A 15,728-nucleotide genomic window follows, 5' to 3' on the forward strand; every position below is an offset into this window, starting at 1 on the left:
CGCCCTCTACCCGTTCGCGTCAGCGGCGCGGAGCGCTTCAGGGTGAGGAACGGGAGTATGGGCTTCCAAATCGTTGCTGTGGGCTGTGGAGCCCGAATGGCCGCTGAGAGCGGCTTGGGCGTTGCGGCGCAGCCGGTGGGCCTTGAGGCGGCGCAGGGCAGAGGCGGGAAACCTGCGGTCGAACTCCTCGTCGCCAATCCGCGCCAGTTCTTGGAGATCGGGGGCAACATTCCAAGGGTAAGGCTGAAAATCGGGGATCCGGCTGGGCCGGGCAAAGCGCTGGTTCCAAGGGCAGACCTCTTGGCAGATGTCGCAGCCGGCCACCCAGTTGTGTAGGTTCTGGGCGATCTCGGCAGGGATCTGCTCGGCGTGGCTTTCCAAGGTGTGGTAGGCAATGCAGCGGCGGGAATCCACCACCCCTGGGCTGACGATGGCCTGGGTGGGGCAGGCCTCCAGACAGCGGCTACAGGTGCCACAGTGGGCGGTGTGGGGCCGGTCGGGGATCAACGGGAGAGTGGTCAGGATTACCCCCAGAAATACCCAGGAGCCGTATTCGCGGGTAAGCAAGAGGCCGTTTTTTCCGATCCAGCCCAAGCCCGCCTGCATGGCCCAGGGCTTTTCCGCCACTGGGCCGGTATCGACGTAGAATCGACCGCGGTAGTCCGGAAACTGGGCCTGCATCCAGAGGTGGAGCTGCTTCAGCCGCCGTCCCAACACGCGGTGGTAGTCCCGCCCCCACGCGTAGCGGGAGATCTTGCCTTTAGCTGGATCCCGGCTGTAGCAGGTGGGGGTGTAGTAGTTGAGGGCCACACAGACCAGAGATTGTACTCCCGGCAGCACCCGCTCTGGATCCATTCGCCGGGGATCGGCCATCCAGGCCATGTCGGCGGCCATGCCCGCGGCCAGCCAGGCCCGCAAGCTCGTCAAGTCAGGGGGATCCGCCGCGCTGGCAATGCCGACTTTGTCAAAGCCCAGCGCCAGCGCCTGCCGCTTCACCTGCTCGGTGGCTCTGGCCCAATCGGCTGCTGCTCCCACGGTCGGCCCCGACAATTCTAGGGCTATTCTGGCAGACCCATCACCTGGCGGTAGCGGGCCTCCAGTTGTGCTGCCTGCTGCGAGCGACGGAAGGGATCCCAGGTGCTGTGAGCGAACAGCTCCTGCCGTAGCTTGGCCACATCCACCGTCGTTACCTCGCCGTTGGCCACCACCCGCTTCCCCCTGACCCAGACGCTGTGCACCACCTGGGTGGGCCGGCCCAGCACCAGTAGACCAATGGGATCCGTGCGGGGCAACAGCGACAGTTGGGTGAGGTCGTAAAGCACCAGATCCGCCTGCTTGCCCACCTCCAGGGATCCCAGCTCCTCTCCCAGCCCTAGACCAATGGCCCCACCGCGAGAGGCCATCTCGATGCTCTCCCGCGGCGAGATCCAGTGGCGGTAGTCGGGATCCGTAATGTTGTGCAGGATGGTGCCGATTTTAATGGCCTCCAGGAGATCCTGGGAGTCATTGCTGGCTGACCCATCGCAGCCGAAGGCCACGTTCACCCCCGCCTGCCGGTACTTGAGGATGGGGGCGATGCCGCTGCCCAGGCGCAGGTTGCTCAAGGGGTTGTGGACAACCGTAGAGCCGGTGCGGGCCAAGATCTCGATATCGGCATCGGTAAGCCAGACGCAGTGGGCCAGGGAGGTTCTCCGGTCTAGGTAGCCCAAGCGCTCCAGGTGCTCGACTGCGCTGCAGCCGTACTTTTCCTGGGCCAATCTCTGCTGGGCGCGGGTTTCCAGCAGGTGGGCATGGCGGGGGAGGCCATACTTCTGGCTCAACTCCGCGCAGCCCTCAAACAGCTTGTCAGAACAGAGTTGGATGCCGGTGGGGGCCACCATCAGCGTGATGCCCTCCTCTGGCCGGTGAAAGCGCTGCACTGCCTCTTCCACAATGGCCAACACCTCCGCTGTGGAGAGAGGATAGGTTTCCAGCTCCCGATCCGAAAAGGAGCCGCTGGGCAACCCCTGAGAGAGGGCTTGATCCTGGAGCAGGGGGCCGATGAAAGCGCGGATCCCGACTTCTCGGTAGGCCCGCACCGCCGCCTCGAGGGTGGCCAGCTCCTGGCCAGGGATGAGGATTAGGTGATCCACTACGGTCGTGCCGCCACTGAGCAAGGTTTCCACCGCTGTCGCCAGGGCGCTGAGATAAATCTTTTCTGGATCCGGGGGCGCGTACTCGTGCAGTTGTGCCAGCCACAGCTCCAGCGGGTAGGGCGGGATGATCCCTCTTTGCCACAGCTCCGAAGAGTGGGTGTGAGCGTTGACAAAGCCGGGCAACAAAAGCTTGTTGTGGGCATCGAGCTCTACGCCATCTGGGCCCACTGCCGCCAGCTCTTTGCCGATGACAGCGATCCGCTCCCCTTCAATGCGGACATCTGTAGTCTCGTAGCCGGTGGCGGTGGGAATCAGCACATTGCGCAAAAGGTAGCTCATGGCCAGCAATCAAAAGAGCTGTTCTTCAGTTCACACTTTGCCGTGCCAAGGCAAAAAGGGAGGAAAGCCCCAAATACCCTCCCAGGACGCTTCCCGTGAGGAAGTCACCACCTAGCCAGCCCCCCTCAGGGTGGAGAGGCCCACCGAGTAGGCTGCTTCCACCAATCGGGGTGAATTCAGGGATCCATCCGCAGCGTGGAATGGGCTTATTTCTTCTTCTTGGTGGAGCCCTTTTTGGAGGGCTTGCCCTCAGCAGCAGGCGCTGGCTCTGCGTCAGCAGATTCTGCGACGACGGGTTCTGGGGCAACGGACTCTGCTGGAGGTTCGGCAGCAGGTTGGTCAGCCACAGGTTCTGCGGGAGGAGCGGCTGCAACTTCTGCCACTTGCGCTGGCTGTGCTGGCTTGAGACCGGCCTGAGCGGCCACCTCAGCGGCAAAATCCGCTTCTTGTTTCTCGATCCCTTCTCCCAAGACGAAGCGGGCAAACCGCCGCACCCGGATGTTTTCCCCTAGCTTGGCAATGTGCTGCTTCACCAATTCCTCTACGGTAATCGAGGAATCTTTAATAAAGGGCTGATCCATCAAGGACAGCTCTTTCAGGCGCTTCTCGATGCGGCCCTGCACGATCTTTTCCCGCACGTTTTCAGGCTTGCTGGCCAGATCCTCTTTGCCCATCTCGATGGCCCTTTCCCGCTCCACCACTTCGGGAGGGATCTGGTCAATGCTGACGTACTCCACGCTTTGGCAGGCGGCAATCTGCTTGGCAATATCTTGCACCAGCTTCTTAAAGTCTTCGTTGCGGGCCACAAAATCCGTCTCGCAGTTCACCTCCACCAACACACCGATCCGGTTGCCGAAGTGGATGTAGCTATCGACAACCCCCTCAGCCGCCACGCGACTGGCCTTTTTGGCTGCCCCTGCCAACCCTTTCTGCCGCAGCCAGGTGATGGCTTTCTCCATATCGCCACCGGACTCTTCCAGGGCTTTTTTACAGTCCATCATGCCTGCGCCCGTCTTTTCGCGCAGCTCTTTGACCAATTTGGCATCAATACTCATGAGGGTTCCTCAAATCTCACATCGTACAAAGAGGCAGAAAGGATGTGACCGGATGCAGAGGATAGGCAGGAGCAGAACAAAGGATGAATCTGGATTTTAAGGATACAGGCTTCTGGAGAAAGGATGGACAGGGAGCAACTCGAACCACCCAGGATCCCCACCCTCGGCCCAAGGGTTACTCTCCCTGCTCGGGATCCCCCTCCTCTTCATCCTCCACATCTTCCAGAATGTCATCCTCTAGATCCATGTCCATGGCCCCCTCGTAGTCGTACTCATCCTCTTCGACTGTGTCGAGCTGCCCATGTCGCCCTTCGTAGATGGCATCGGCCAGCTTGCCTACAATCAGCTTAATCGCTCGGATGGCGTCGTCGTTAGAGGGGATGAAGACATCGCTCAGGTCAGGATCGCAGTTGGTATCCAGCAGCGAGATGATCGGAATCTTGAGCTTGATACATTCCTGAACGGCGTTGGCCTCCCGCCGCTGATCGACGATGATTACCGCGTCGGGGAGCTTGCGCATAGTTTTGATGCCGCCCAAGTACTTCTCCAACTTGGCCAATTCCCGTTTTAGGCGGGCCGCTTCTTGCTTAGGCAGGCGATCCAGCAGGCCGCTGCTCTGCATCTCCTCGATTTCCTTGAGGCGGTCGATGCGGGTTTTGATGGTGGCCCAGTTGGTGAGCATGCCCCCCAGCCAGCGCTGGTTGACGTAGTAGCTGCCACAGCGAGTGGCCTCATGGGCGATGATCCCGGCGGCTTGCCGTTTGGTGCCGACAAACAGGAAACGCCACCCCTTTTCGGCCCCCTCCCGCACGTATTCATAGGCTTCGTTGAGGTAACGGGCCGTCTGCACCAGGTCGATGATGTGAATGCCGTTGCGCTCGGCGAAAATGTAGGGCCGCATCTTGGGGTTCCAGCGGCTGGCCTTGTGGCCGAAGTGTACCCCTGCCTCCAGCAGTTGAGGCAAACTGACTACGCTCATGAGTTGGTTATCTCCTACGGGTTAGCCTCCGCCCGAACGGATCCCCGTTGAGGACACCCGGTAGTTCGGGCGTGTGGTATTTTGACAGCTCAGCTATGCTAGCATGTGTTCTACAGGATCCGGTAACCAAGGCCTTGCACTTGCCGGGATCCGGTTCTAGAAGCTAAACTGGTAAAGCACCTCCAGAGATTTTCTCTGGCTTAGGTGCGTCGGGGCGTAGCGCAGCTTGGTAGCGCACCACTTTGGGGTAGTGGGGGTCGAAGGTTCAAATCCTTTCGCTCCGACTTAGCTTAGAGAAAGCCCCTGTCTAAAGGCAGGGGCCAAAGCTTTTTTCTGGCGGTAAGCTACCCCAGGGCTAAAGGTTGAGGGCTCCGTCTCGCCGGCGCGAACAGGGAAACTGCTCCCGGGAAGAAAGTAGCATTTGCGCTAGCGGTGCGAGGTTCTTAAGCCTGCTAGGTGGCTTCTATCTTGGCCACTTGCACCGGAGTAGGATTAGTAACTTCTGTTAGCGGGCGGCGCTTCCTCCCCACGGCTAGATTGACGAGGGCTTTCCTCTAGTCCTCGACTTGAACTCCATCCGTTCGCGTAGCGGGCCGGAGGCCACTTTGGGGCACACCGGGCAACCTCGCCAACGCACCTTTCTGCCTTCATGTGGATTAGCTAAGCCTAGTAGGAGCGGGAAGAAAGCCTCAACCTGGAGCAAAAGTCCGCTTTTGTCCGGAGTCAGAGGGGAGGAGGCAAGCTTTGCAAAACGCTGTGAACCACCGCTGCCGAGTTGAGAGCCGCTGTCTGAAAAAAAGTTAGAAAATCGGTATCGCTCCCTATGTCGCTAACCGATCGGACCAGCAGACAAGGGATCCCAGCTTCTTGCGCCACCCGTACCACCGCCGCTCCTTCCATTTCCACGACCAGGGCTCCGGTGCGCTCGCGAATTTGATGCCGGAGCTTGGCGTCGGCCACAAATACATCGCCGGTGGCCACCAGGCCTTGGTGGATGACCGGCTGCCGCCCCTGCAGCGGGTGAAGAGGGATCCGCTCCCCTTGGGCCACGATCAGGTCGTAAAGGGCACTATCGGCCTCCGCTAGAGGATGGCGCAACTCAGGGATAAAGTCGATCCCCAAGACAAAGCCTTCGGGCCGTCCGGTGCCGAAATCGTGCTCGATGGCGGCATGGGCCAGCACCACATCCCCCATCTGCAGGTGATCGGCCAAGGCGCCGGCCACGCCGGTAAAGATAATGCCCCGCAAAGGGAAGTGGGCCACCAACAGGGCTGCCGTAGTTGCCGCTCGCACTTTGCCCACCCCCCCTTGAACCACCACCACCGGCTGCCCAGCTAGGGATCCCTGATGGAACTGCCGCCCCAAGTAGGTATGGACGGAATGGGTCTCCATGGCCTGGGTGAGCATGGCCACTTCTTCTGGCAAGGCCCCCACAATACCAATAGCTTTCTGGGATGGGCTAGATGCAGTTGCCATAGCGCTTGCAGTTAACCCAAAGCAGCTCCATTCTGGCGCAAGCCGGATCCGGCTAGGAGCTCAGACTCCTAGGGAGTATAGTTAAGGTGGTTGACAGGGAGTAGGGAAAAAGGCCATGGCCTACAGCGAGCCGCTCATCGAACGTTCCTCAGAGGTTTTCCCAGGACTAGTGGAAGAGCCCCCTCGCTACGTTGAAATAGTCTCGGCAGTGGTTTCCAGCCTCAAAGAAGATGCCGCCTACGAAAACCACGAGCAGGGGCACACCTGGAAATTCACCTACGGCACCGTGGAAGTGTTCGTCCACCTGAGCGGCGAGTCCCCCGAAGATACCCTGTTGGTGTGGTCTCCCGTTCTCTCTCTGCCGGTGGCGGAGCCGGCTAAGCTTATGCAGAAGCTGCTGGAGAAGAACTGGAGCGACACTCTGGAAGCCCGTTTTTGCATCTGGAACAACCAAGTGGTGCTAAACCACCACCGCACTCTGGAAGGGCTCAGCGCTGGCGAGATCTCGCGCGCCATCACCCTTGTGGCCAGCTTGGCCGATGAGTACGATGAGCAGCTCCAGGCTGAGTTTCCCAAAGCTTGATGGGATCCCAGGGCTCTTGGCTGCCCTATCGCGTGGCCGCTGGCGGCTGGCAGATGGAGCAGGACTTTTGGCTTTTGCAGCGGCTGCGCCAGGATCCCAGGCCCTGTTTGCGCTTTTACGGCTGGGATCGGCTTACCCTCTCTCTGGGACGTCACCAGGCCTGGCCAGATCTGCCGCCAGGGATCCCGATGGTGCGCCGGCCCACCGGAGGACGGGCGGTGTTGCACCAGGCGGCGGAAGATGCAGCAGAGCTGACCTACAGCTTGGTGTTGCCCCTCTCTTACCTCCAAGCTCGGCTGCCCAATTTGCGGCGAGCCCAGGTGTACGACTTCTGCTGCCGTTTTTGGGTAGAGGGGCTGGCGGCGCTGGGCATTGAGGTGGATGCTCCCGCTTCTGTCCGCGGCCAAGGTGGCCAGGATCGGGGCTACCGCAACAAAATCAGTTGCTTTGCCGCCCGTACCCGTGCCGATCTAAGCTGGCAGCGCAAAAAGCTGATGGGCAACGCCCAACTGTGGCAGCCTTGGGGGATCCTGCAACAGGGATCCCTCCTATTGCAACCCAATCTAGAGCTGTGGGAACGGTATCTGCCCGGCTCGCAGGTGATTGGTATCTACGACATTTGCCCCACGGCGCCAGGGATCCCTGCTTTGATCGAACATTTTCTCCAGGCCGCCCGGGAGTGCTTTGAAGTGGAATGGGAAGAAGAAGCCTGGCTCCCTTGGCCGGACTGAGGGCCGGTTGCTGTTAACAATTACTAGCAACAAGAAGCGGCTTGTCTCAACCGTTCCCCAACTCCCCTCTCTCCCTGGGAAAAGGACTGCCAGTCTAGCCGAGACAGCTGTGCTAGAACCTAGGCAGCGATCAGCCAGGTAAGCCATGCCGAAAGTTTGGGCGGCAGTTTTGCTAGTTGTATCCCTGCTGCCGCAGCCCGCTTGGGCCATTACCCTTGAACAAGTGCCCAACCCCCGCCGTCAGTATGGAGGGTGGGTTTCCGATACCGCCAACATCCTCAGCAGCAGCACCGAAAACGAGCTCAACCGTCTTATCACTCAGCTTGAGCAGCGCACCAGTGCCGAGATGGCAGTGGTTACCGTGCCGAATACTCAGGGATATGCAACACCAAAAGACTTCACCACGCAGCTATTTAACTACTGGGGGATCGGCAAGGCAGGCCAAAACAACGGGGTTTTGTTTCTCATCTCGGTAGGGGATCGGCGGGTGGAAATCGAAACGGGCAGGGGCCTGGTCGCTATCCTCCCCGACAGCCGAGTCCAGCAGATTATCGACCAGCAGATCCTGCCTCGGTTTCGCAATGGGGATTTTGATGGCGGCACTCTGGCGGGGGTGCAGCAGTTGACCTCGGTGTTGCAGGGCCAGCCCGTTGCCAATGTTCCTGCGGCAGCTTCTGAAGTTACCACCTCAACGATTGCAACTTCTTCTGGGGCAGTGACCCAGGGCATTGATTCTTCCCTGGTGGAAGGGATCCTGCTGCTGCTGGGGATCATCATTTTGGGACTGGGGTGGCAGCGCTCTCGCATGCCCGTCTCTCTAAGGGCTGAGCGAGGGGGAAGACAAGTCCTCTCCCTGACACGCAGAGATCCAAGAACAGGTGCTGTGCTCTCTTCGGTTCAGAGCGACCCCATTCGTCTCTTCCTCTATTCGGGATCCCTCTGCCTTGGCCTGTTCCTAGGATTGTCCAGCGGCACTTGGCTGGGGTTGGCTTTGCCGGTTGTGGCTGCTTTGGCCACTGACGGCACCTTGGGCCGGAAGCGGGGGATCCCTTTTCAGCCCGTGGTCTGTCAAGCCTGTGGTCGACCCATGCGACTCATCCAGCCCCAGCTTCTGGATAAGTACCTTCCCCAAGAGCATCGCCTGGCCAGGAGCCGCGGCAGAGCTCGCTACTACGGCTGGTTTTGTCCTACCTGTCAAGGAATAGCTGTGGTTGTGCGCGAAGGCACGCTCTCCCGACACCTTTACTGCCCTCGGTGCCAAGCCCTCACCCTCGACCTCACCACACAGGTTCTCAGGGAAGCCACCTATTCCTCTAGCGGCTTGAAGCTGGAAATCCTGAGCTGTCCTATCTGCGGGTACCGCAGCGAGCGAGAGGTGGTCATCCCCGAGCTCAGCGACACAGACACAGATTCAGACTTCGGTGGAGATTCAGGTAGAGATTCAGACTTCGGTGGCGGTAGCAGCGGAGGTGGCGGAGCGGGCGGCAGTTGGTGAGACCCAACTCTAGAGATTTCTCTATCGATCTGAAAAAGGAGTCGGGCTTCTCTTAAATCCGCCAGGACAGTACAGTGGTAAGAAAGCAGCAATAGAAACTGGCTAAGGACGGATCTCTCATGACCCTCGGAGAAGGCGTACAACTGGTTACCTTTGGGGTGCTCTCGGCGATGGCCATCGGCTTTGCCCTGGGAGTGGTTTGGGCCCCCAACATCGTCTATTCCGGCTTTCTATTGGGGGGCGTTTTCTTGAGCATGGCCGGGCTGTACCTCCTCTTGAATGCCGATTTTGTGGCTGCAGCTCAGGTGTTGATCTACGTCGGCGCCGTCAACGTGCTGATCCTGTTCGCCATCATGTTGGTGAACCGGCGCTATACTTTCGCTCCTTTGAAGTTGGGCTGGCTGCGCAATGGGGTGACGGCGGCGGTGTGTTTGGGGCTGTTTGCCCTCCTGACGGCAATGGCCCTGAATACCCCCTGGCAGTTGGAGCCGATCCAGCCCACGAGCAGTGCTTTGGTGATGGGTGGGCATTTCTTTAGCGACTATCTGTTGCCGTTCGAGTTGGCTTCTGTTTTGCTGCTGATGGCGTTGATCGGGGCCATTGTGCTGGCGCGTCGAGAGTTTGTCGTTCCCCAAGCCCAAGAAGGGGATCTCAGCTTGCTGGAGCGGGCCCGGCCACAGCTTGAATCGGAGTCGGAACGCCCAGCAGAGCTGGTGAGCACGCGTTGAAGCTGCCTGCTCTCGGCCATACAGCCCAGCGTTTTCCTGATGCCCCTCTCATCTGTATCCAGTGGAGCCTCTTGTGATGTTGCAACTGCAGTTTTTCTTGGTGGTCGCGGCAATTCTTTTCTGCATCGGCATCTACGGCTTGATCGTCAGTCGCAACGCCATTCGGGTGTTGATGTCGATTGAGCTGATGCTCAACGCCGTCAACCTGAACTTTATGGCTTTCTCCAACTTTGTCGACTCGGGCTTGATTCGCGGCCAAGTGTTTTCGGTATTTGTCATCACCGTGGCGGCTGCCGAGGCGGCAGTGGGCTTGGCCATTGTGTTGGGGATCTACCGCAACCGCGCCACCATCGACATGGAGAGCTTTAACCTGCTCAGGTGGTAGTTGTTTTCTTGATCGATGACTTTCAGGTGCGGCTGGGCAGCGGCGGGCATTGGATCCCAGGGATCAGGGATTCCAGCAGGCCGCTGCAGGCGTCCCAGAGCAGCTCGATCACGTAGTGAAACCCTGCCTCGCCCCCGTAGTAGGGATCCGGAACTTCTTCATCGGTGTGAGAACGACAGTAGCTACAGATTAGGCGTACCTTGTCGGCATATCTTCTCTGGGGATCGAGGCTGAGGATATCGCGGTAATTTTGCCGATCCATGGCCAGGATCAGGTCGAACTCCCGCAGATCCAAAGGATGAATTTGCCGGGCTTGGCCGTGCAGCTCCAGTCCATAGCGCTGGGCAACTTGTCGCATGCGGCGATCTGGGGGACTGCCGAGGTGGTAGGCGGCTGTACCTGCCGAATCGCAGAGGATGTCCCCCTCATGGCCGCTGCTCTGCAGCAGGTGGTTGGTGATCCCTTCGGCAGCGGGAGAACGGCAGATGTTGCCCAGGCACACAAACAGCAGCTTTTGGCTCATGGATCCCTCGACGGCAGTGAACATTTCCCACCGCATTATCTGCGTTTTGCGGCCCAGAGTACAGAAGCAGGCGAGAGGGGATAGGGCCCTCAGGCGGCAGCGGGACAGATTCTTGGCCAGAATGGAGCTAGTTCCCCTGGTGAGATGTCTTATGCCAGATGCCACCCGCTACCCCCACCCGCAGGATGTGGCCAACCTCATTCTCTACTTGCAAACGGAGCTGGCTCTGTTTGAACAATGGGCTGCTCAAGAAGGGATCCCGTCTGCGGCTCTGCGCCCCATCGAGCGCTCCCAAGAGGCTTTGCGGCGAGCTGTAGATCAACTGGAGCTGCGGGAGTGGTACCGCGAACTCACCTATGGCTTTCGGGATCAGTTGGGGCGCCTAGAAGAATGGTTGTAGCTGTCCGGCAGAGCTTTCCAGTGCCAAAATAACGACAACTTTCCCAGGGGCGCCGCTCATGTTGCAGGTTCAGGATCTCTGCTACCACCCGGCAACCCTCCCTCAGCCGATTCTCCGGGATCTCTCCTTTGAGCTGGGCCTGAATCAGTTGGGGCTGATCGTGGGCAAAAGTGGGGCCGGCAAGAGCACCCTGCTGGAAATTTTGGCCGGCTTGGCGCGGCCCACGCGCGGGCGGATTGCCTGGGGAGGAACAGAGCTCTCCCCCCAGCAGTTGCGCAGCATGGCGGGGCTGGTGTTTCAGTTCCCGGAGCGTCACTTTTGTGGCTTGACGGTGCTAGAGGAAATGCGCTTCGGCCACCCGGAGCTGCAACAAAAGGAGATTGAAAACGTTCTCAAACAGGTGGGATTGGAAGGGATCCCTCTGTGCACCTCCCCCAACCATCTCAGTGGCGGACAACAACGGCGCTTGGCCCTGGCGGTACAGCTTATTCGCGGCCCGCTGCTACTGCTGCTGGACGAGCCGACGGCAGGGCTGGACTGGTCGGTGCGGCGGCAGTTGATCGAGCTGCTGGCCCGGCTGAAATCCACCTGGACGGTGTTGGTGGTTTCCCACGACCCAGAGGAGCTATCCTCCATTGCCGATGTGCGGTGGATCTTGCAGGCGGGATCCCTGCAGCCGTTGCCGACAGATGCGCTGCTTCAAAGGTAGCGGCGGGGATCCACCGGCTGGCCGTTGACCCGCACCTCGAAGTGAACGTGGGGGCCGGTGGAGAGGCCGGTGGAGCCGGAAGCGGCAATGGCCTGCCCCCGCTGTACCTGCTGACCCACCCCAACGGCGACGCGGCTGTTGTGGGCGTACAGGGTGGTGATGCCGCCGCCGTGGTTGACAATCACCGTGTAGCCGTAGCCGCCATACCAGCCGGCGTAGATGACGGTGCCCCGGTCTGATGCCCGAACTGGCGTGCCGGTGGGCACACCGAAGTCGATCCCCGCATGGAAGCGGCGGCTTCCGTAGATGGGGTGAACCCGCCAGCCGAAGCCGCTGGTGATTGGCCCGCGCACTGGTGGGATCAACCGGCCTGTCCCCTGAACCGGATCTCTGCCCCCCCGCTGCTGAGCCTGCTGGGCGATCAGTTGCTGGATGAGGATGGTCAACTGTTGGGAATCGGCTTCCAAACGCCGTTGGGCTGCTTCATAGGCGGCGCGCTCGTTGGCCAGGCGGCCCACCAGTTGCTCTTGGGCGGCAGCCTGCTGCTGCAGTTGGTTTTTCTGGGCTGCCAGCTCCTGCAAGATTAAAGAAATCTCGTTGCGCTGCGCTTCCAGGGCGATCCGCTGCTGATCCACCTCCTTGGCCATCACCTGCAGCTCTCGGATCAACTGCCGGTCGGCTTCGATTAGCAATTGCAACTGGTGGCGGCGATCGAAAAACTCGTTGAGGTCGCGGCTGGTGAGCAGCAAAGCCCACCAATGTTCCGCCCCCTGCCGCTGCATGTAGCGCAAGCGGGCGGCCGTGCCCTGCTGCTGCCGTCTCAGGCGGTCTTCCAGCTCTTGGAGCTCCTTCTGCGCTTGCTCTAGCGCCCTCTGGGCCTGTTCCAGACGATATTGGTTGTCGCGAAGGCTAGCTTCTGTCTGTTGGATGTTTTGCCGCAGGGATCCCATGCGGCGACGGGCTTCTTCTTCCGCTTGGCGCAGCTCTCCCAGGCGTCGCTGGGTGCCCCGGATTTGTTGCTGGATCTGTTGCTGCCGCTGTTGCAGTTGGTGGAGATTCTGCGCCTGAGATGGAGCAACCCGCCACAGTCCCCCCAGCACCAGGAGGGCGAGCAACCCGACCATCACCCATGCCTTCAGGCTGTGTGTCCCACAACTGAGCTTGACCACTCCCCACACCCTCGGCAACCAACCTACCGACCCTAAGAATACAAAGATTCGCAAGGACTGATCGAGCCCAATCGCGCTGTTGCCCGCTGTCGTTACTCCAAATCGTTACAAGATACAAGCAAAACGGCTGGGTTATTTTCAATACCAGTAAAACCGTTCATTCCTTCAATTCCTGACTTCCCCCTCCCTTTGAGAGAGGGGCTGGGGGCGAGGGATCCTCACTGCGGCTAGGTTCGTATCGATCTCCAGATCCCACAGGTCTAATCGGTGCCCAACCTAAACAACCGGCAAGCCAGAGCAACCTCGACACAACATCCAGACAATGGCGATAAACTAGCCGCTCACCTGCCGGCAAAACCTCATGCCAGTAAGATGAAAACGATCAATGCCAACCAGAAAGTTACCTCGTAGAGATGGGCTACCATGCGCCACCTTTCCCCTGAGGGAGCTTCCTCCTCTCCTCTGCCGAGTTCAATGTTGGTTAAGGAGCTAACAAGGCTGCAGATAGCTACTAAAATGAGAGACCAGCGACGCCATGAAAGGATGGGAAAAGTAAGCGCTCCAACGAGTGCTACAAACCCGCAAACAGTTGCCCCTATAAACACCACTTTTGCCTGTTCTTTATTCTATTTTAGCCTTCTTCTCAAAAGGAAATTTGTTATAGCTTGTCATTGTTTTACCGTCGGGCTGTTTGGTTATTTTTAATTGCAATTAAACTTAAAATCAACCCAAGCAAGGTAGAAATCGATGAGAGAGGGCTTTTCCACAGATGGTGTTTGAGGGTTCTGAACAGAGCTTCAGAGAGGGGTGGCGGCACCCCTGGCTACTCCATTTGTGGCAGCAGCCCCTGATCGCGGTGATCCGCCTCTCGGCCAGCCCGGCCCAAGCCCTTGAGGGATCCACCCTGGCCATCCGGGCCGGGATCCGCCACATTGAGATCACTCCCCAAGTTCCCCGGTATCTGGAGTTGATTGCCCAACTGCGGCAAGACTACCCGCATTGCTGGGTAGGGGTGGGCACGGTTTTAAATCGGCAGATGGCAGAGCAGGCTTGGCAGGCGGGAGCCCAATTCTATGTTTGCCCCTTTGCGGACGAGAGCATCATCCGCTGGGGTCGGGAAGCAGGGCTGCCCATTGTGCCCGGCGCCCTCACCCCCGGCGAGATCTGGAGGGCCTGGCAGGCCGGGGCAACGGCAGTAAAGGTGTTTCCGGCAGAAAGCCTTGGCGGATCCCGTTACCTGCGCCATCTGCAACCGGTGCTGGGATCCCTGCCTTTGATCCCAACTGGGGGGGTTACCTTGGCCAATGCAGCAGAATATCTGCAGGCAGGGGCCTGGGCTGTCGGCATCGCCGGGGATCTCTTCCCGGCGGAGCTTCTTTCCCAGCAAGGGGTTGATCCAGACAGTTGCCGGCAAGAGCTGGAAAATCGGCTGCGGCAAACGCTACAACAGCTTGCCAGCCAGAGGGTCGCCGCAGCCTGGCCCGAACTTCGGGGTGAACCCCCAGAGTAGGGGGCGCGTTGACGCTCCCCGCACTTGAGTGGGGAGATGGCCGAGCACCCTGGCAGCAAACTTTGGAGGGCGCTGCCCAGCCGCACCCCCGACATCCCTCAGACAAAGAAAGTCCGAGAGTTGCGTCTGATTTCCCTATCACCTTGGCCGCCGCTCCCCTTACATGGGGTTCCTTGACTTCCCCCTTCCAGGGTTTGCAGCGTATTTGCCTGGGGAGGCGTCTTTTATGGCTATCGCAGCGGCACCCTAGCACAGCCAGCAATGTTAGCGCTACAGTACATTGAAGGTTTGGACCACTGGCAAGGGCGACTCAAGTCGTGGGTGGCCGTTCCGCTCCGTACTCAATGGGGCCAGCGAGCCAATTTTGGGTGTGAGTGAGGCCTGCATGGAGGGATTCCTGGATCTGTACCTGGAGCTAAACGTCCCCAGCCCAGTTGAGGAAGCCACTTGGCACCGTTGGTTTGAGGTGTGGCTGCGGGAGCTGGGGGTGACGGATCCCTGCGAGCTCAGCCTTTGCCTCACCTCCGACGAGCACATCCGCCAGCTCAACCGCGAGTTTCGCCACATCGACGCTCCCACCGATGTCCTGGCCTTTGCCGCCGAGGAGACGTCCACCCCTGTCGAGCTGCAGAAGATAACAGGGGTGCGCCTGCTGGGGGATATCGTGATTTCGGTACCCACCGCTTGCGCGCAGGCAAAAGCCCAGGGGCAGCGGCTGTCGCGGGAATTGGCCTGGCTGGCCAGCCACGGCCTGCTGCATCTCTTGGGATGGGATCACCCCGATGAGCTTTCCCTACAGCGCATGCTGCAGCAACAGCACCACCTGCTTGCCGCCATCCAAGAAGACCTGGAGGTGACCCATGGCCAGCAGCCCTAGCCGTTTTCCCCAGCCGCTGCGTTTGGCGGCATTGCGACGGCGAGCCCCTTTCACTTCAGCGCAGGTCGATTCGGCCCATCCCTCCGAGGCACCAGACCCGGGAGCCGAGGCTGACCTCGCGGCGCAGGATCCCTGGCAGCGCCCCCCCTCGTGGCAGGTGGCCACTAGCCTAAGTAAAAGCTTCTACTATGCAGGAAAGGGCCTGCTGTACGCCGCCCGCACCCAGCGCAACTTTCGCATCCACCTGGCTATGGCGGTAGTGGCCTTTGTCTTAGGGTTGGCCCTGCGGCTGAGCGCCGTAGAAATGGCCCTGATCAGCTTGACCAGCGGGATGGTGATGGCCTTGGAGCTGGTGAATACTGCCCTGGAAGCAGTGGTGGATCTGACCCTGGGCAGCCGCTATCACCTGCTGGCAGAAATTGCCAAAGATTGCGCTGCTGGAGCGGTGTTAGTGGCAGCGATGGCGGCTTTGGCTGTGGCAGCTTGGCTGTTTCTCCCCCCCTTGCTGCTGCTGCTGCCAGGGTAGGGACGCCGAAAAAGTTTTGCCCAGCCTCTCAAGGGATCCCATCCCAAACAGGTTTGTGCTGTGGATTCCTGGCTCCCCTCTCCCGCAGGGAAAGGGGTTAAGGGGTGA

General features: G+C 59.8%; 16 protein-coding genes, 1 tRNA gene and 1 pseudogene. 11 read left to right on the top strand and 7 right to left on the bottom strand.

Translation table 11 applies throughout. The features are described from left to right. Positions 1-6: 6 nt before the first annotated feature. The 4 genes and pseudogenes from queG to rpsB form a co-directional block, all read right to left on the bottom strand. Positions 7-1,050 (bottom strand): tRNA epoxyqueuosine(34) reductase QueG, encoded by a 1,044-nt coding sequence (gene queG / locus GG26_RS01340; protein WP_414388528.1) that lies wholly within the window; start codon positions 1,048-1,050, stop codon positions 7-9. 8 nt (positions 1,051-1,058) lie between these two features. After that, entirely contained in the window at positions 1,059-2,474 is a 1,416-nt protein-coding gene (locus tag GG26_RS01345) for an amidohydrolase (RefSeq protein ID WP_414388530.1), read from the bottom strand. 410 nt (positions 2,475-2,884) lie between these two features. Then, positions 2,885-3,529: pseudogene (gene tsf / locus GG26_RS01350) on the bottom strand (translation elongation factor Ts); the annotation flags it as partial. A 175-nt stretch (positions 3,530-3,704) separates the two neighbouring features. Next, entirely contained in the window at positions 3,705-4,508 is an 804-nt protein-coding gene (gene rpsB, locus GG26_RS01355) for a 30S ribosomal protein S2 (protein WP_011430474.1), read from the bottom strand. 210 nt (positions 4,509-4,718) lie between these two features. Between rpsB and GG26_RS01360 the strand changes: the two genes are divergently transcribed. After that, positions 4,719-4,792, top strand: a tRNA-Pro gene (locus tag GG26_RS01360). Positions 4,793-5,231: 439 nt separating this feature from the next. Here the strand turns inward: GG26_RS01360 and GG26_RS01365 are convergent. Next, entirely contained in the window at positions 5,232-5,984 is a 753-nt protein-coding gene (locus GG26_RS01365; protein ID WP_414388533.1) for a 5'-methylthioadenosine/adenosylhomocysteine nucleosidase, read from the bottom strand. 115 nt (positions 5,985-6,099) lie between these two features. Between GG26_RS01365 and GG26_RS01370 the strand changes: the two genes are divergently transcribed. The 5 genes from GG26_RS01370 (at position 6,100) to nuoK (ending at position 9,906) form a co-directional block, all read left to right on the top strand. After that, positions 6,100-6,567: a YbjN domain-containing protein gene (locus tag GG26_RS01370; RefSeq protein WP_414388535.1), complete on the top strand. Its 468-nt coding sequence runs from the start codon at positions 6,100-6,102 to the stop codon at positions 6,565-6,567. Next, positions 6,567-7,298: a lipoyl protein ligase domain-containing protein gene (locus tag GG26_RS01375; protein WP_414388538.1), complete on the top strand. Its 732-nt coding sequence runs from the start codon at positions 6,567-6,569 to the stop codon at positions 7,296-7,298. Before GG26_RS01370 ends, GG26_RS01375 begins: the two co-directional genes overlap by 1 nt. 145 nt (positions 7,299-7,443) lie before the next feature. Next, on the top strand, positions 7,444-8,793 hold the full coding sequence (locus GG26_RS01380; RefSeq protein WP_414388540.1) for a TPM domain-containing protein: 1,350 nt from the start codon (positions 7,444-7,446) through the stop codon (positions 8,791-8,793). Between the two features lie 119 nt (positions 8,794-8,912). Next, a complete protein-coding gene (locus GG26_RS01385; protein WP_414388543.1) occupies positions 8,913-9,521 on the top strand; it encodes an NADH-quinone oxidoreductase subunit J in 609 nt (202 codons plus the stop codon). Positions 9,522-9,600: 79 nt separating this feature from the next. Continuing rightward, positions 9,601-9,906 carry an NADH-quinone oxidoreductase subunit NuoK gene (gene nuoK / locus GG26_RS01390; protein WP_041439067.1) on the top strand — a complete coding sequence of 102 codons (306 nt, stop codon included), beginning with the start codon at positions 9,601-9,603 and terminating at the stop codon, positions 9,904-9,906. A gap of 22 nt (positions 9,907-9,928) precedes the next feature. Here nuoK and GG26_RS01395 read toward each other — a convergent pair whose 3' ends face one another. Further along, the gene (locus GG26_RS01395) at positions 9,929-10,429 is read right to left on the bottom strand and encodes a low molecular weight protein-tyrosine-phosphatase (RefSeq protein WP_011430467.1); all 501 of its coding nucleotides are present in this window, start codon (positions 10,427-10,429) and stop codon (positions 9,929-9,931) included. Positions 10,430-10,580: 151 nt separating this feature from the next. Between GG26_RS01395 and GG26_RS01400 the strand changes: the two genes are divergently transcribed. Both GG26_RS01400 and GG26_RS01405 read left to right on the top strand, forming a co-directional pair. Then, complete coding sequence (locus tag GG26_RS01400; RefSeq protein ID WP_011430466.1) at positions 10,581-10,829, top strand: hypothetical protein; 249 nt, start codon at positions 10,581-10,583, stop codon at positions 10,827-10,829. Positions 10,830-10,887: 58 nt separating this feature from the next. After that, positions 10,888-11,538 (top strand): ABC transporter ATP-binding protein, encoded by a 651-nt coding sequence (locus GG26_RS01405; protein ID WP_011430465.1) that lies wholly within the window; start codon positions 10,888-10,890, stop codon positions 11,536-11,538. On the opposite strand, the gene GG26_RS01410 is transcribed toward GG26_RS01405, so the two are convergent. Continuing rightward, on the bottom strand, positions 11,529-12,662 hold the full coding sequence (locus tag GG26_RS01410; protein WP_071813517.1) for a murein hydrolase activator EnvC family protein: 1,134 nt from the start codon (positions 12,660-12,662) through the stop codon (positions 11,529-11,531). The two genes, GG26_RS01405 and GG26_RS01410, sit on opposite strands and share 10 nt — an antisense overlap. Before the next feature lie 814 nt (positions 12,663-13,476). On the opposite strand from GG26_RS01410, the gene GG26_RS01415 reads away from it, so the two are divergent. The 3 genes from GG26_RS01415 (at position 13,477) to GG26_RS01425 (ending at position 15,620) form a co-directional block, all read left to right on the top strand. Then, a complete protein-coding gene (locus GG26_RS01415; protein ID WP_414388547.1) occupies positions 13,477-14,217 on the top strand; it encodes a bifunctional 4-hydroxy-2-oxoglutarate aldolase/2-dehydro-3-deoxy-phosphogluconate aldolase in 741 nt (246 codons plus the stop codon). Between the two features lie 385 nt (positions 14,218-14,602). Next, complete coding sequence (ybeY, locus tag GG26_RS01420) at positions 14,603-15,094, top strand: rRNA maturation RNase YbeY (protein ID WP_041438372.1); 492 nt, start codon at positions 14,603-14,605, stop codon at positions 15,092-15,094. Further along, positions 15,078-15,620, top strand: coding sequence for a diacylglycerol kinase family protein (locus GG26_RS01425; protein WP_099812054.1), 543 nt, complete (start codon positions 15,078-15,080; stop codon positions 15,618-15,620). Before ybeY ends, GG26_RS01425 begins: the two co-directional genes overlap by 17 nt. Positions 15,621-15,728 lie beyond the last annotated feature (108 nt).

Origin of the sequence: Synechococcus sp. 'PEA 65AY6A-5F PE A' (assembly GCF_047462575.1) — a bacterium.
Classification (GTDB): domain Bacteria; phylum Cyanobacteriota; class Cyanobacteriia; order Thermostichales; family Thermostichaceae; genus Thermostichus.

Excerpts from the sequence above, each read along its gene's own strand:
- GG26_RS01405 (WP_011430465.1), top strand. The coding sequence starts at position 10,888 with ATGTTGCAGGTTCAGGATCTCTGCTACCACCCGGCAACCCTCCCTCAG.
- GG26_RS01365 (WP_414388533.1), bottom strand. The coding sequence starts at position 5,984 with ATGGCAACTGCATCTAGCCCATCCCAGAAAGCTATTGGTATTGTGGGG.
- GG26_RS01395 (WP_011430467.1), bottom strand. The coding sequence starts at position 10,429 with ATGAGCCAAAAGCTGCTGTTTGTGTGCCTGGGCAACATCTGCCGTTCT.
- rpsB (WP_011430474.1), bottom strand. The coding sequence starts at position 4,508 with ATGAGCGTAGTCAGTTTGCCTCAACTGCTGGAGGCAGGGGTACACTTC.
- GG26_RS01370 (WP_414388535.1), top strand. The coding sequence starts at position 6,100 with ATGGCCTACAGCGAGCCGCTCATCGAACGTTCCTCAGAGGTTTTCCCA.
- ybeY (WP_041438372.1), top strand. The coding sequence starts at position 14,603 with ATGGAGGGATTCCTGGATCTGTACCTGGAGCTAAACGTCCCCAGCCCA.
- GG26_RS01425 (WP_099812054.1), top strand. The coding sequence starts at position 15,078 with ATGGCCAGCAGCCCTAGCCGTTTTCCCCAGCCGCTGCGTTTGGCGGCA.
- GG26_RS01410 (WP_071813517.1), bottom strand. The coding sequence starts at position 12,662 with ATGGTCGGGTTGCTCGCCCTCCTGGTGCTGGGGGGACTGTGGCGGGTT.
- GG26_RS01345 (WP_414388530.1), bottom strand. The coding sequence starts at position 2,474 with ATGAGCTACCTTTTGCGCAATGTGCTGATTCCCACCGCCACCGGCTAC.
- GG26_RS01415 (WP_414388547.1), top strand. The coding sequence starts at position 13,477 with ATGGTGTTTGAGGGTTCTGAACAGAGCTTCAGAGAGGGGTGGCGGCAC.
- GG26_RS01380 (WP_414388540.1), top strand. The coding sequence starts at position 7,444 with ATGCCGAAAGTTTGGGCGGCAGTTTTGCTAGTTGTATCCCTGCTGCCG.
- GG26_RS01400 (WP_011430466.1), top strand. The coding sequence starts at position 10,581 with ATGCCAGATGCCACCCGCTACCCCCACCCGCAGGATGTGGCCAACCTC.
- GG26_RS01375 (WP_414388538.1), top strand. The coding sequence starts at position 6,567 with ATGGGATCCCAGGGCTCTTGGCTGCCCTATCGCGTGGCCGCTGGCGGC.
- GG26_RS01385 (WP_414388543.1), top strand. The coding sequence starts at position 8,913 with ATGACCCTCGGAGAAGGCGTACAACTGGTTACCTTTGGGGTGCTCTCG.